Consider the following 13,662-nt stretch of genomic DNA (forward strand, 5'->3'; position numbering starts at 1 on the left):
TGCCAACCGCACCGGTGCGAGGCAACGTCTGCCGCGCATGCTTGCCAGTCTGTGAAACGTTAGGCAACCGAACTTTTATCCATAAAGGCCGACGAACACGCCCCATGCCGCCAACGGGCCGATGCCCACTATGATCGCGGTATAGCCGATCAGATTGCGCAACATCACAGGCCGCTCTGCCTCTGGCGAATTGGCCACGATCAACGCGCCATTGGTGGAAAAGGGCGATGTATCGACAATGGTATTGGCTATGCAGATGGCCGAGACGACCGCGATGGGCGACAGGCCCGATCCCGCCAGCAAGGGCACCGCCAGCGGGATCACCACGCCCAGAAGCGCGGTGGAACTGGCAAAGGCCGAGACGATACCGGCAAGATAGCACAGCGCCAGAACGCCCAACTCCGCCGAGCCCATCGTGGCGATCATCGTGGCGGCGGCATCCATCGTGCCCAGTTTTTCCATCAGGCTGACATAGATCACGATGCCCGAAATCAGCAGGATGGTAGACCAATCGACGTGCTTCAACGCCCCGTCCTGCGTGCGCGGTGCGACGATGGACAGCGCAACAATCACCAGCAGCGCCATGAAGCCGATGTCGATCTTGAACACCAGCGCCCCTGCGGCCAGCGCGGCAAGGCCCGCCAAAGTCCAAGCGCCGTCCCGGTCCAGCGGGGCAGGAGCGGGAGAGGGTGCGGCATCGGGTGGCAAGTGGAGATGCGCCACTTGCGCGCGGCGGGCATAGACCGCCCAGATCATCAATGCGATCGCCGTGTTGAACACAGCACTGGCCAGAAACAGGAACATCGGATCGGGCGCAATCGCGCTGCGTTCCAGCACCTTGTTGGCAATGCCGCCATAGATCGAAACGGGCGAGAACGATCCGGCCTGCGCGCCATGCACCGCCATCAGCCCCATCATCAGCGCCGAAAAACCGTGCGCGCGGGCAAACCGTAGCGCGATGGGGGCCACAATTGCCACGGCGGCGGGGCCAACCGCACCCAGCGCCGTCAGCACACCCGCCACCAGAAACACCAGCGCGGGCAAAAACGCGGTATGCGTGCCCAGGGCGTAGGCCGTGCGCGCCACCAGCCAGTCAATCGCGCCATTCCTGCTGGCGATCCCGAACAGATAGGTGATACCCAGCAGCGTCAGGAACAGGTCTGCCGGAAAGCCCGCCAATACGTCCTTCACGCCCATCCCCGCGCCGAACACGCCAAGCCCCAACGCGGCGGCAAAGCCGATCAGCCCCATGTTCACTGGCAACCGGATGGCTGCGGCAAAAATCGCGATCAGGATCACGATGGACGCGATGATCATGGGTGGGGTTCCTCTCTGTGACTCATTTTTATTTACCCGCAACCCGTTCGTGTCGAGCGTAGTCGAGACACTGGCGGAAGGCGCTTGATCAGGCCCACCCCCGACCCCTCCCGTAAACGGGAGGGGGGAAAGAACATCTACGTTGACCCCCTTCCCGTTTACGGGAGGGGTCGGGGGTGGGCACTTCTTTAATCCCTGAACAAACCGCCATGCGCCTCACGCAGTACATTCTTCTGCACTTTGCCCATCGTGTTGCGCGGCAATTCATCGACGAAAATTACCGCGCGCGGCGCCTTGAACCGCGCCAGACGGTCTTTCAAAGCCACTGCAATAGCGTCCTGATCCAGCGCGGCATCGGTGGATTTGACGACGGCGACCACGGCCTCGCCCAGATCAGTGTGGGGCACGCCGATCACCGCGCTTTCGGCGATGCCGGGGATTTCATCCAGCGCAGCCTCGACTTCGGCGGGATAGATGTTGAACCCGCCTGCGATGATCACATCCTTGGCGCGGCCCACGATGTGGACATAGCCTTCCTCGTCAATCCGCCCCATATCGCCGGTGATGAAAAAGCCGTCGGCGCGGAATTCCTGCGCGGTCTTTTCGGGCATTTGCCAATAGCCCATGAACACGTTCGGCCCGCGCACCTCGATGCCGCCGATCTCGCCCTGCGGCAGGATCGTGCCCGTTGCCTGATCGGCGATACGCAGCGCCACGCCGGGCAGGGGAAAGCCGACGCTGCCGGGTTTGCGCGCGGCGTCATAGGGGTTGGACGTGTTCATGTTGGTTTCGGTCATGCCATAGCGTTCAAGGATGGCCTGGCCGGTGAGCGCGCTGAATTCCTTGTGCGTTTCGGCAGAAAGCGGGGCCGATCCGGATATGAACAGGCGCATACCCGAGGCCAGTTCGCGGGTGAAACCGGGATGGGCGAGCAGCCGCGTATAGAACGTCGGCACGCCCATCAGCACGCTGGCCTGGCCCATCAGGCGGACCAGCGCATCGGCATCGAATTTGGGCAGGAAGATCATCGCCGAGCCTGCCGCGATTGTCACATTGGTGGCGACGAACAGCCCGTGCGTGTGGAAGATCGGCAGGGCGTGGAGCAGGCGGTCATCTGTGGTAAAGCGCCAGTGATCGACCAGCGTCAGCGCGTTGGAAGCAAGGTTGGCGTGAGATAGCATCGCGCCTTTGCTGCGCCCGGTCGTGCCCGAGGTGTAAAGGATCGCGGCGAGTGTATCGGGGGTAAGGGGCGCGCGCTCGAAGGTCTCGGGTTGATCGGCGGCGGCTGCAACAAGCATGCCGCCAGTGCCTTCGCTATCGAGCGTGAGCAGTGCGGGCACGCCGATTTCGGCGCAGAGGGCCGCAAGCGGCGCTTCGTCTTCTGCGCGGCACAGCAGCAGGGAAGGCTGCGCATCGCCGAGGAAATAGCGCAATTCGCCCGTGGTATAGCCGGTGTTGAGCGGAAGATAGACTGCCCCTGCCTGCAAGGCGGCGAGCCAGGTCAGCAGCGCGGTTTGCGATTTTTCCACCTGGATAGCGATGCAGTCCCCCGGCTGCACGCCTTGGGCGCGAAAGGCATTGGCCAACTGGGCCGAACGGCGCAGCGCGGCTTCGTACGTCAGCACCGCGCCATCGGCGGCGATCAGGAACGGGGCCTGCGGGGTCGCGCCGCACTGGCTGAGGAACAGCGAGAACATGTCTGGATTTGGCGTAGCGACCACTGGACACCTGCAATGAGAGAATGTCAGCGGTGCCTAAGTGCGGTGTCCTGTCCGCGCAAGATCAGAACAGGGCGTCGTCGAACAAATCGTCATCATACACAGCGGTAGCAATGTTGCGCTGGCTGATCGCGCAAGGTTCCATGCCGGGCAGGAGGTGGCGGTTGTGCACTTCGCGTTCGCACGCCATCGTATAGGCCGCTTTCAGGCGTTCCATTACGGTCCAAGCAGGGCTTGCCGGATCGTCCGCCGGTGCGGCATCATGGGCAAGCAGGCCCAGATCGGCGATCACGTTTTCAAGCGATGCGACGACGCGGATGCTGTCTTCCAGACCGCTCACCGCATCGGTAATCCGGCCTTTGATATCGGCTGCGCTGACATTGACGCGGCCCATGCCGCTGGCCGTGTGGGACGAGGCCGAGCGCAGGGAAGCGAGCGCACCCGATAGCGCTTCGCTGACGCTGGCGGGTTCGGTTGAGGCGAGCTTGGCAACCGCTTGGCTGCGCGCCATCAGGGCTTCGGTGGCGGCGACCAGTTCGTTGGTCCACACATCGATCAGGCCGGAATTCGATTTGATTTCGCGCGCGATAACCGAAACGGGGCGGTTGATTTCGGGCAAGTGGCGGCAGCGCAAATTGGCGTTGACCGACATATAGCCCACTTCGCGGCCCAGATCCTGCACGCGCATCACGCCTGCCGCGATGGTTTCCATCGCATCGGTGACCGATTGCAAGGTGCCTGCCGCGTCCTCGTCGGCCGCGCGCATATGTTCTGTAAGATCAACGGTTTCGACCACGGCGGCTTCCATCTGGCCGATGAAACTGCCGCTATCGGCCACGGCATCATCGCTACGTGCGAGATCAAGCAGGCGATAGGCCTCGGGCACGAGTTTGCGCAAAGTGTCCAGCAATTGCCCGGCATCGTGGGCGAAATCTTCGCGGATTGCGGCAAGCTGTGCGATGCACAGGCGCGCAATATGCGCGATGGCGGCAGCATTTGCGCCATCGGCCGAGGCGGGCGCGAGGTCATCAAGCAGGCGGCAGCCCAGTACGACATGTTCGATCCGCTGGCGCGCGCTATCGCCAATCTGGATGGAGCCCAATGCCGCACCGATCATCTGGCGAATTTGCGCAGCGATGCGGCCTGCTTCGGCGGCAACTGCGGCAAGGCGTTGCTGGTGATCTTCCACACTGTGTGCCGCGCCGATCAGGCGATCAGGCACAGCGGGGATCACTTTGGCGCATTCGCTGGCCAACTGGCGATCGGCGCTGTTCACGCGCACAAGGCCGCGCAGCAGCCGGTCAATTTCAGAGGCAAGGGCTGCCACTTCCTTGCGGCCATCGCCCAGTTGCGCGCGCATTTCATCGGCAAAACCGACGAAATCCGAATATCCTGCCGCAGCGATTTTGACATTGATCGTATAAATTTCGAGCACATGGATCACACGATCAAGATCATTGCCCAGCGTTGCCAAAGCTTTGAGCCGGGTGCGCAGATCTTCAAGACTGCCGCCGCGCCCCGCCTGCCGGTCTGGCGTGGCAGCAAGCCGCTCTGCGCCCGCCATCAGATCGACAATCGCTTTTCCGCCCTCTGTGGGGCCAAAGGCCTGTTCCACATCGGCAAGCCCGGTCACCACACTATCGACCGTGCTGATCACAGCGGCAAGCGTTGCGCCCACGGGCAGGAAGCGCGCATCAAGATCGGCGGCGATGCGGTGCATGACCTCGGTCGCCGCAGCAACAAGGCCTGCGGTGGCTGTTGGCCTAGCCAGATCCGGGTCCATGCGCATAGGGTACCGCGCTCCTAACGCATGGTGGCGCGCAAGATTTCGCGCGCGATGGATTCAAGGGGAACGGCTTTTTCAACGCCGCCACGGGTGATGGCTTCTTTGGGCATGCCGAAGACGACCGATGTCGCTTCATCTTGCGCAAAAGTGCGCGCGCCGGCCTGGCGCATTTCGAGCATACCGGTGGCACCATCATCGCCCATCCCGGTCATGATCACGCCCACCGCGTTGGCTCCGGCAAAGCGCGCGGCAGAGCGGAACAGCACATCGACCGAGGGGCGGTGGCGCGAAACCAGCGGGCCATCGCGCACTTCGACAAGATAGCGCGCACCTGCGCGCTTGAGCATGGTGTGGCGGCCGCCCGGCGCGATCAGCACATGGCCGCGCATCACGGTATCGCCGTCTTCTGCCTCTTTGACGCTCACCTCGCACAGCCCGTCGAGGCGATTGGCAAAGGCCTTGGTGAAGTTGGCGGGCATGTGCTGCACGATCACGATGCCCGGAGAATTGGCGGGAAGCGCCTGCAACACTTCGCGCAAAGCCTCGGTGCCGCCGGTGGACGCGCCAAGGCAGGCGACCATTTCGGTGGTACGGCTCATCGCAGTGCCGCGCGGCGCGGCGAGCACGGCATCGGCGGTAAGCTTTGCGGCGGGCGCGGGAGTGTTATGACGGGACAAGCGCGAAAGGCGAGCGGTGGCGGCAGCTTTGACCACGTCGCAAATATGGCGGCGCTGTTCGACAAGGTGATCGGTCACGCCCAACTTGGGTTTGAGGATCACGTCAACCGCGCCCGCTTCCAACGCTTGGAGCAAGGTCTCAGAGCCTTCCTCGGTCAAAGATGAGCACATCACCACCGGCAGGGGGTGCTGGCTCATCAATTTGCGCAGGAACGTGATGCCGTCCATGCGCGGCATTTCCACATCCAGCGTGATCACATCAGGCACTTGTTCCTGAATAATACGCGCGGCGGCAAACGGGTCTTGCGCTGCGCCGATCACCTCGATGCCGGGATCTTCGGAAAGGACCGCCGTCATAGTCTGGCGCACGCTGGCGCTATCATCGACGATCAGGACGCGGACGCGTTTGTTAAGCAATGCCATCGCTATTTCCTGAAGACCGTGGTGGCAACCGTGGTGAGCGAAAGATTAAGGCCCGTGATCGATTCCGAATGGCCCAGCACCAGAAAGCCGCCGGGACGCAGCACATCGCACAGACGGCGGACGACTTGCGCCTGCACATCCTTCTCGAAATAGATCAGCACGTTGCGGCAGAAGATCAGGTCCATCTCGCCGCCCACGCCATAGTGTTCATCCATCAGGTTCATGCGCCCGAACGAAAGTTTGCGGCGCAATGCGGGCACGATACGCGCTTCGGCGCGGGCTGGATCAAGCGCGCGCTGGACATAGCGGGTGCGCAATGTTGGTGGCACCGGCTCCAGCGCGGCCAGCGGGTAAACGCCGCGCTGCGCCTCGGCTAAAACATTGGTATCAATGTCAGTTGCCAGCACTTCGTAATCAAAGCCACGGGTGCCTTGCGCGAAATCATCCAGCACCATCGCCATCGAATAGGCTTCCATGCCGGTTGAGGATGCCGCGCTCCAGCAGCGGGCACGGTTGACTCCGTTGGCCACAAAGGCGGGCAGGATCAGGTTGCGCATCGCATCAAAGTGGCCGGGTTCGCGGAAGAAATCGGTCTTGTTGGTGGTGATCGCATTGATCAGCCGCAACGTTTCCTCATCGCCCGCCTGCCCATCCAGCACGAGGTTGCAGTATTCATCCACGCTTGCCACGCCCGATTGGCGCAAGCAGCGCATAAGCCGCCCTTCAACAAGCGTGCGCTTGGATGGTGGCATCTTGATCCCGGTTTGCGCCTGAACAAAGGCGGCAAGCCGTTTGAAGTTACGTTCGCTGATCCGGGTGGTCTCATCCAAGAACTGATGCGCTGCTCGCGACAAACTCTCTCTCCAGTATTAGCCTATCAGGCAGCTTCGCGCACAACATCAGCCAGCAGCATGGTATCATCAGTGGTGAGCACGCGGGCGATATCGACGAGAACGACGAAGCCGTTTTCATCGCGGACCACGCCTTCGATGTAATCAGATTGCCAACGCACGCCGATGTCAGGCGATTGCTCGATCGAAGCGCGCGGGAAGGTGCTGACGTTAAGCGCTTTGTCGATCAGCAAGCCGATGGTCAGCCCACGTCCGTTTTGCGGCACTTCAAGGATCAGGATGCGCGTCATCTCGGTTGGCTCTGCCGAGGGCAGGCCAAAGCGGATGCGCAGATCGATCACCGGGATGCCCTGACCGCGCACATCGATAAGGCCCATGAAGTGATCCGGCCCGTTCGGAATGCGAAACGGAGCGATATAATCGATCACTTCGCGCACCATCGGCACGGGCACGGCGAAGACTTCCTGCCCGATGCCGAAGGTGACGGCCTGAACGTCGGCGGTGTTGGCTGAGTCAGTCATGGCTAAACGTCCTTCGGTGCTTCTTTGGCGGCTGCAAATGGACTCGCTGCGCAGCATGAGGGGCTCACGAAACGTACTCACCCATGATCCGGGCGATATCGGGCACGATCACAAAGCGATCACCCTTGCGGCCGATCCCTTCGATCAATTCGGGGCGCCAGCGGGTGCCGATGGCGGGGGCCTGTTCCACTTGGCCGCCATCCAGTTCGCAAACATCGTTGACCTTGTCGGCCAGGATGGCGATGGTTTCGCGGGTTTCATGGATCAGTTCCTCAATCACGATCACGCGGGTATCTTCATTGTGCTTGGCGCTATCGAGCGAGAAGGCGATGCGCAGATCGGTGAGCGGAGCCACTGTGCCGCGCACATTGATCAGCGCGTTGACGAATGCGGGCGCGCCCGGAACGTGGGTTACGTGCGGCACCTCAAGGATTTCGCGGACGCAATCGGCACGGATCGCAAAGGCCTCGCTGCCGATGTCGAAGGTCAACATGCGGCCTTCGATGGCCTTGGCGGTGCGGAAAGATGTGGCGTTCATGCGGCTTCTCCCACGGCGCGGGTGGCAGACTGGCGTTGTGCCGAGGCCAGCAGATTGCCGACATCAAGGATCAGCGCGACCGTGCCATCGCCAAGGATCGTCGCGCCCGAGAACGTGCCGAGACCGGCATGGAAGCGCGACAGCGGCTTGATCACGGTTTGCGCATTGCCGATGATCTGGTCGATCACCAGCCCGACGCGGGTATCGCCTGCGCCTACGATCACGATCTTCTGGTGCAGTTCGGCGGGCCAATCGGTGGCAAAAGCTTCGCGCATCCGCAGGAACGGGATCAGTTCGCCGCGCACATCAAGGAAGCTGCGCGATTTGCCGCCGGCAGCTTCGCTGGCGGGCAGTTCGAGGCATTCCTCGACCGCCGACAGCGGGATCGCATAGCAACCGCTGCCCACGCGCACGAGCATGCATTCGACAATCGCCAGCGTGAGCGGCAGGTGCAGCATGATGCGCGTGCCTTGCCCTTCGACCGAGGTCATGCGGATCGTGCCGCGCAGGCCTTCGATGGTCTTTTTGACCACATCCATGCCCACGCCGCGCCCCGAAAGGTTGGTCACTTGCGCGGCGGTGGAAAAGCCGGGGTGAAAGATAAGCTGGAGCACATCCTGATCGGCCAGCACCGCATCGGGCGCTATAAGCCCTTGCGCTTCTGCCTTGGCGCGCACGGCATCACGATTGATACCGCGCCCGTCATCGGCCACGGTTATAATCACCTCGCCGCCGGTTTGCGTGGCGGTGATCATGATCTGGCCGGTGCCCGCTTTGCCATTGGCGATGCGCTGTTCTGCGGTTTCAAGCCCGTGATCGCACGAATTGCGGATCAGGTGAACCATCGGATCAGCAAGGCGTTCAATCACCGTCTTATCAACTTCGGTGGTTTCACCTTCCGTTGAAAACTCGATTGATTTGCCGGTTTCCTGCGCCAGATCGTGGACCAAACGGCGGAACCGTCCGAACAGTCCGCCCACTTGCATCATGCGCAAAACCATCGTGGTATCGCGCAACTCGCTCGACAGGCGTTCGATATCTTCAGACACCGCGCGCAGGGCGATCTCGTTGATCGTGCCGCCTTGCGCCGCAATCTGGGCAAGGCGGCTTTGCGCGATGACCAGTTCGCCCACGCGGTTCATCAGTTCATCAAGCCGTTCGGCAGGCACGCGCACGCTTTCGGCTGCGGGGGCGCTGGGTGTGCGGGCTTGGCTTGGGGCAGCGGTGCCAGTTTCGGCAACCGCGATGATTTCGGACGCGGCACTGGCCGGTTCAAGCTCTTCCAGCGTCAGCTCCATGTCGTCCATCACGAACATGAACACGTCTTCGATATCATCGCGCGTGACCGATGCGGGCAGGAGCATGGTCCACCCGATGTGGCATTCGCCGGGCACGAGCTGATCGAGCGGCGGCAGGCGCGAAAGATCGGCGCATACCTTCGTTGCGCCCAGTTCGCGTAGTTCGCCCAGCAGGTTCAGCGGGTTGTTGCCATTGGCCATTGCCGAGGGGGCAAGGCGGAAGGTGAGGCGGGTGGCGTCTTCGATAACGTTTGCAGCGTCAGCGGCGGGGGCTGTTGTGGCCGCGCCATCATCGGCCACGGCGGCTTGCAGCGCGGCAAGGATCGCGGCTTGCGCGGCTTCATCAGGGGCGATCGTTTCATCGAGCAGCGCGCGCATCTGGTCTCGCGCGGAAAGGATCACGCCCACCAGCGCCGCTGTTGCGCGGGCCTGCCCTTTGCGCACACGGTCAAACGCGGTTTCGCAATGATGGGTGAAGCTGGCCAGCGCATCGAAGCCGAACATCGAGCCCGAGCCCTTGAGCGTATGCAGCCCCCGGAACACCGCATCAACCAGCGCACGATTGCCAAGGTCCTGGCCCAGATCGAGCAGATCGTTCTCGATCTGGTCGAGCAGCTCGAACGCCTCGACGCGAAACGCGGCAACAGGATCGCTACCGCTCATCGGCCCAATACTTTGCGCGCGACGCGCACCAATTGGTCGGGCTCGAACGGTTTAACTAGCCAACCGGTGGCACCAGCGGCTTTGGCCTGCTGTTTTATGCCATCATCGGATTCGGTGGTGAGGAATACGATAGGCACACTCGCATTGGACGAGGACCGGCGGATTTCGCGGATCATCGTCAGCCCGTCCATATTGGGCATGTTCAGATCGGTGACGATCATATCGAACGCGGCGGCATTGGATTTGCTCAGCCCCTCTACGCCGTCACCGGCCTCGGTCACGCTATAGCCAGCGCCCGACAAGGCGATGCGGACCGCCATGCGCAAGCTGGGTGAATCATCGACGGCAAGAATGGAGGCGGTCATTGTGCGTCCTCTTCGTGGCACCAGAAAGCAAGGGTATCGGGTGAGCGTTGCGCCAGCAGGCCTGCGGCATCGAGCAGATGGCGCAAGGGCGCAGGCGCGGGTGTGGCCAGACGCAACGATTTACCATTTTGGGCGGCGTGGAGCCTTGCCGACTCAATCAGTTGCAAAAAGCCAAGATCGGCAGACTCAATCCCGTCGACGCTGACGACCACATCGTCGTGCAGGCCAAATGACTGTAAAATTTCGGTTTGTAGCTCTGGAAGCAGCGCCATCTGGCTGCGTCCGGTACAATTGATGGTGGCAGACATCCATGAAGGCTCCGTGATCAGAGCCTCACTGCTAACCTGTAGAGATATAAGGGCGGTTCAGTAAGGTATAAGGGGATTCGCTTGTTGCCAGTACGTGTTTGGCGTTACGCCAAAATTGGCTATGTTTCTGCTTCAACCACTTCGGCTATTTCGAAAACGAAGCTTTTCCAGCCCCGGGTGCGGGCCGCTTCATCAGCAGGCGCCCGTTTGCGCCGCGCTTCGGCAAATGAACGGGTATGGCCCCAGAACACTTCGGTCTTGCCATTGTGCAGTTCGGCCACGATCCGCCAGTAATGGGTGAAGGTGTCGGTGGTGGGGCCGATGGTCTTGACGTAACCGTCGGGCATTGTCGCAGTCAGGAACCGGCGCTTCTTTTTCATCGAAACGGTTCATCGCGCAACTGGTGCCGTGGCGCAACCTGCGTGGCCTAATCGTCCAGCGCGGTGAAAGTGAAGTTGCGGAACTTGGTCTCGCCCGGCCCTACGGCATAAAGGCCGGGGCGCAGCATCAGGAAGCCGCCGCGCACATTGTGGTGATAGCCCGATACTTCCATGCCGCGATCAAACTTGACCCAGGTTTGGCCATGATCGCCCGAGGTGTAATAGCTGACAATGTGGCGGCGATTAACCACGCGCATCCGCAGCTTTGCGCCGTGTGGGTTGGCCGGGCGGCCACGTTCGATGCCATACTGGTGGGTGACGAAACGCGCCGCGTCAAAGCCGAGCCCGGCGTAGAGTTTGTCATCATAGAACAGCACGAGGCCTGCGGTGGCGCCGGGGCTGAGTTCGATGTCGCATTCGAACTGGTAGGAGGTATCGCCCGCAATCAGCAGCAGCGGCGATCCGCTGGAAGGGGCAAGGCCTTTGCCTTTGAGATACAAGGTGTTGCCAGCCACCCGCACGCGCGCGGCCTCATCGGCAGCGGGGCGGAAGAACGACCATTTGGTGCCGAGTTGCAGCGTGGCGAAAGTGTCTGTCAGCGCCATGCCGTGGGGCAAGGCGGTGCCGCCTGCGGGTTTGCGGATCGGGGCCGAGAGATCGCCGCCGGTCATGTGGAACCAGCCATCGCGGGTCCACTTCACCGGATCAAGGAGGCACTGGCGGCCCAGTGTCCAGAAACCGTTTTCGAAGCCGTGGTAGAAGCTCCACCACGAACCGTCAGGTGCCTCAACCAGACTGGCGTGGCCGCGCGACCACCATGCTTCACCGATGTCGGTCGTGCGCACCAGCGGATTGCCGGGGTGCTGCTGCCACGGGCCGTGGATCGACCGGGAGCGCGCGGCGATGACCATGTGGCCGGTGGGCGGGCCTGCGGTGCCGCCGACTGCAGTGATCATATAGAACCACTGGCCAATGCGGTGGATTTTGGGGCCTTCGGGCGAAAAGCCTTCGACATCCCATTCCGCCGGATAACGCCACGGATCATAGACATGCTCCACCGCGCCGATGGTGCGCAGGCCATCGTCGGAAAGGCGCACGCGGTCTCCGCCCGAGAGGAACAGCCAGCGGGTGCCGTCTTCGCCGACGGTGTGGCAGGGGTCGATGTGGGTATGGATGCCGAGCGGTATGGGATCGGTCCAGGGGCCATCGATGTGATCGGCGGTGATGACGAAAATATCGTTTTGGGGCAATGCTTTGACGGGGATGTAGAGGAAGTAGCGGCCATTGTGCTTTTCAAGGCTGACCGCCCAGACTGAGCCGATGTTTTGGTGCAGCGCGGGCTTGCGCGGTTGCCAGTTTACCAGATCGCGCGAATGCCAGATCAGCAGGCCGGGGTAGCTCTCGAAGCTTGAAAAGGTGAGATAATAATCTGCGCCGTCTTTGAGGATCGCGGGATCGGGCCGGTCCCCCGACAGCACGGGATTGCGAAAAGTGCCATTTCCAAGGTCGGCAATGCGCTGATTATCCAGCCCGCGTTTGGTGGCGAAAAGTGGCGCAGATGTGGCGAATGTGGGCGTAGACAGCCCCACGCCCAGCAGCGCGGCGGTTTTCAGCGCATCGCGCCGGTCCATCGTCATAGTGCAAGGCCGGTGGTGCGTGCCCATGCGCGCCAAAGCTCGGGCCAGACCTCGACCGGCTTGCCGATGGCCTTGCGCAAACCGAAGCCGTGGCCGCCGAATTCGAACAAGTGGGTTTCGGCGCGTACGTTTTGCGCCTTGAGCGCGGCGCGCAGGAGCAGGGTGTTGTTGACGGGCACGGCGTCGTCATCCTCGGCGTGGACGAGGAAGAACGGCGGGGCGTTTGCGGGCACTTGGACGTGCGGGGAATGGGCGGCTTCCAAGGCGGGCGTAGCCTGTTTGCCAACGAGCAGCGCGCGCGAACCGGCGTGGGCATCGGGCGCGGTCATCGAGATGACCGGATAGATCGGCGCGGCGGAGTGGGGCTTGGCGGACAATGCGTCTGCGGCATCAACCGGCGCGTAAGTGGTCGCATCGAAGCGTGTGGCGAGATCGGCGCAGAGGTGGCCGCCTGCTGAAAAGCCCATGGCGCAGACGCGTTCGGGATCAACCGCATAATCGCGCGCGCGGTGGCGGATCAGGCGGATTGCGCGCTGCGCATCGGACAGCGCAACGTCCGGCCCTGCCGCCCAGCCCTCACCGGGCAGGCGATAGAACAGGACGAAGGCGGTGAACCCGCGCGCCGCCAGCCAGCGGCCCATTTCATAGCCCTCTTTATCGACCACGACCCAGCGATAGCCGCCGCCCGGCGTGATCAGGACGGCTGCGCCATTGGGCCGGTCAGGCCGGAACACGGCCATGCGCGGGGCGGTGATGCCGAATACCGCACGGTCGGTCACAAGCCGGTCAGTCGAGCGTTCAAGGACGGTTTCGATCAAGGCTTTGGCCAAGGCTTCTGAGGGCATGCCGGGGGCACCGTTTGGCCATAGATCTATGGTTTCGGCAGGTTGTGGAAGGCCGCGGGGGATGGGGCTGCCTGCCAGATGTGGCGGCAGCGTTTGCGCTGTGGCTTTGGCGGAGATGAGCGTGGCAATGGTGGATGCTGCCATGAAGGATCGACGATCGATGGTCATGGCGGCTCCTTGGGGGTTTGGGTTTTGGTGGAACGCGAGCGTTGGAGTGCCCACCCCGCTGCGACTAACCTCGCCTTCGGCGCGCTAAGTCTCGCGGCCCTCCCGCAGGCGGTAGGGCAAAGGGAGCCGATACCTCCCCCCTCCCGCTTGCGGGAGGGGTTGGGGGT

The 13,662-nt window shown here is 62.4% G+C and carries 13 protein-coding genes; all 13 read right to left on the minus strand.

Annotated features, from left to right (window positions below; all coding sequences use genetic code 11):
• Nucleotides 1-75: 75 nt before the first annotated feature.
• Nucleotides 76-1,317 (minus strand): SLC13 family permease, encoded by a 1,242-nt coding sequence (locus IP81_RS14445; RefSeq protein ID WP_054108707.1) that lies wholly within the window; start codon nucleotides 1,315-1,317, stop codon nucleotides 76-78.
• A 188-nt stretch (nucleotides 1,318-1,505) separates the two neighbouring features.
• The gene (locus tag IP81_RS14450; protein WP_231626838.1) at nucleotides 1,506-3,038 is read right to left on the minus strand and encodes a malonyl-CoA synthase; all 1,533 of its coding nucleotides are present in this window, start codon (nucleotides 3,036-3,038) and stop codon (nucleotides 1,506-1,508) included.
• A gap of 61 nt (nucleotides 3,039-3,099) precedes the next feature.
• Entirely contained in the window at nucleotides 3,100-4,824 is a 1,725-nt protein-coding gene (locus IP81_RS14455; RefSeq protein WP_054108709.1) for a hypothetical protein, read from the minus strand.
• Between the two features lie 14 nt (nucleotides 4,825-4,838).
• Nucleotides 4,839-5,921, minus strand: a complete 1,083-nt coding sequence (locus tag IP81_RS14460) for a chemotaxis response regulator protein-glutamate methylesterase (RefSeq protein ID WP_054108710.1) — start codon at nucleotides 5,919-5,921, stop codon at nucleotides 4,839-4,841.
• 2 nt (nucleotides 5,922-5,923) lie between these two features.
• Nucleotides 5,924-6,751, minus strand: coding sequence for a protein-glutamate O-methyltransferase CheR (locus IP81_RS14465; protein WP_231626840.1), 828 nt, complete (start codon nucleotides 6,749-6,751; stop codon nucleotides 5,924-5,926).
• A 47-nt stretch (nucleotides 6,752-6,798) separates the two neighbouring features.
• Nucleotides 6,799-7,293, minus strand: a complete 495-nt coding sequence (locus IP81_RS14470) for a chemotaxis protein CheW (protein WP_054108711.1) — start codon at nucleotides 7,291-7,293, stop codon at nucleotides 6,799-6,801.
• 64 nt (nucleotides 7,294-7,357) lie between these two features.
• The gene (locus IP81_RS14475; protein WP_054108712.1) at nucleotides 7,358-7,831 is read right to left on the minus strand and encodes a chemotaxis protein CheW; all 474 of its coding nucleotides are present in this window, start codon (nucleotides 7,829-7,831) and stop codon (nucleotides 7,358-7,360) included.
• Nucleotides 7,828-9,792: a chemotaxis protein CheA gene (locus IP81_RS14480; protein WP_054108713.1), complete on the minus strand. Its 1,965-nt coding sequence runs from the start codon at nucleotides 9,790-9,792 to the stop codon at nucleotides 7,828-7,830. Before IP81_RS14480 ends, IP81_RS14475 begins: the two co-directional genes overlap by 4 nt.
• On the minus strand, nucleotides 9,789-10,157 hold the full coding sequence (locus IP81_RS14485) for a response regulator (RefSeq protein WP_054108714.1): 369 nt from the start codon (nucleotides 10,155-10,157) through the stop codon (nucleotides 9,789-9,791). Before IP81_RS14485 ends, IP81_RS14480 begins: the two co-directional genes overlap by 4 nt.
• The gene (locus tag IP81_RS14490; RefSeq protein WP_054108715.1) at nucleotides 10,154-10,465 is read right to left on the minus strand and encodes an STAS domain-containing protein; all 312 of its coding nucleotides are present in this window, start codon (nucleotides 10,463-10,465) and stop codon (nucleotides 10,154-10,156) included. Before IP81_RS14490 ends, IP81_RS14485 begins: the two co-directional genes overlap by 4 nt.
• A 119-nt stretch (nucleotides 10,466-10,584) precedes the next feature.
• Nucleotides 10,585-10,845, minus strand: a complete 261-nt coding sequence (locus IP81_RS14495) for a hypothetical protein (RefSeq protein WP_054108716.1) — start codon at nucleotides 10,843-10,845, stop codon at nucleotides 10,585-10,587.
• 47 nt (nucleotides 10,846-10,892) lie between these two features.
• Nucleotides 10,893-12,482: a family 43 glycosylhydrolase gene (locus IP81_RS14500; RefSeq protein WP_054108717.1), complete on the minus strand. Its 1,590-nt coding sequence runs from the start codon at nucleotides 12,480-12,482 to the stop codon at nucleotides 10,893-10,895.
• Nucleotides 12,479-13,495, minus strand: a complete 1,017-nt coding sequence (locus IP81_RS14505) for an alpha/beta hydrolase (protein ID WP_054108718.1) — start codon at nucleotides 13,493-13,495, stop codon at nucleotides 12,479-12,481. Before IP81_RS14505 ends, IP81_RS14500 begins: the two co-directional genes overlap by 4 nt.
• Between the last annotated feature and the right edge of the window lie 167 nt (nucleotides 13,496-13,662).

The sequence above is a fragment of the Novosphingobium sp. AAP83 genome (genome assembly GCF_001295795.1).
Lineage (GTDB): Bacteria > Pseudomonadota > Alphaproteobacteria > Sphingomonadales > Sphingomonadaceae > Novosphingobium.

What these genes read in the sequence shown, in the direction of transcription:
- IP81_RS14445 (WP_054108707.1), bottom strand. Translation starts at nt 1,317, where the DNA reads ATGATCATCGCGTCCATCGTGATCCTGATCGCGATTTTTGCCGCAGCC.
- IP81_RS14455 (WP_054108709.1), bottom strand. Translation starts at nt 4,824, where the DNA reads ATGCGCATGGACCCGGATCTGGCTAGGCCAACAGCCACCGCAGGCCTT.
- IP81_RS14460 (WP_054108710.1), bottom strand. Translation starts at nt 5,921, where the DNA reads ATGGCATTGCTTAACAAACGCGTCCGCGTCCTGATCGTCGATGATAGC.
- IP81_RS14470 (WP_054108711.1), bottom strand. Translation starts at nt 7,293, where the DNA reads ATGACTGACTCAGCCAACACCGCCGACGTTCAGGCCGTCACCTTCGGC.
- IP81_RS14475 (WP_054108712.1), bottom strand. Translation starts at nt 7,831, where the DNA reads ATGAACGCCACATCTTTCCGCACCGCCAAGGCCATCGAAGGCCGCATG.
- IP81_RS14480 (WP_054108713.1), bottom strand. Translation starts at nt 9,792, where the DNA reads ATGAGCGGTAGCGATCCTGTTGCCGCGTTTCGCGTCGAGGCGTTCGAG.
- IP81_RS14485 (WP_054108714.1), bottom strand. Translation starts at nt 10,157, where the DNA reads ATGACCGCCTCCATTCTTGCCGTCGATGATTCACCCAGCTTGCGCATG.
- IP81_RS14490 (WP_054108715.1), bottom strand. Translation starts at nt 10,465, where the DNA reads ATGTCTGCCACCATCAATTGTACCGGACGCAGCCAGATGGCGCTGCTT.
- IP81_RS14495 (WP_054108716.1), bottom strand. Translation starts at nt 10,845, where the DNA reads ATGAAAAAGAAGCGCCGGTTCCTGACTGCGACAATGCCCGACGGTTAC.
- IP81_RS14500 (WP_054108717.1), bottom strand. Translation starts at nt 12,482, where the DNA reads ATGACGATGGACCGGCGCGATGCGCTGAAAACCGCCGCGCTGCTGGGC.
- IP81_RS14505 (WP_054108718.1), bottom strand. Translation starts at nt 13,495, where the DNA reads ATGACCATCGATCGTCGATCCTTCATGGCAGCATCCACCATTGCCACG.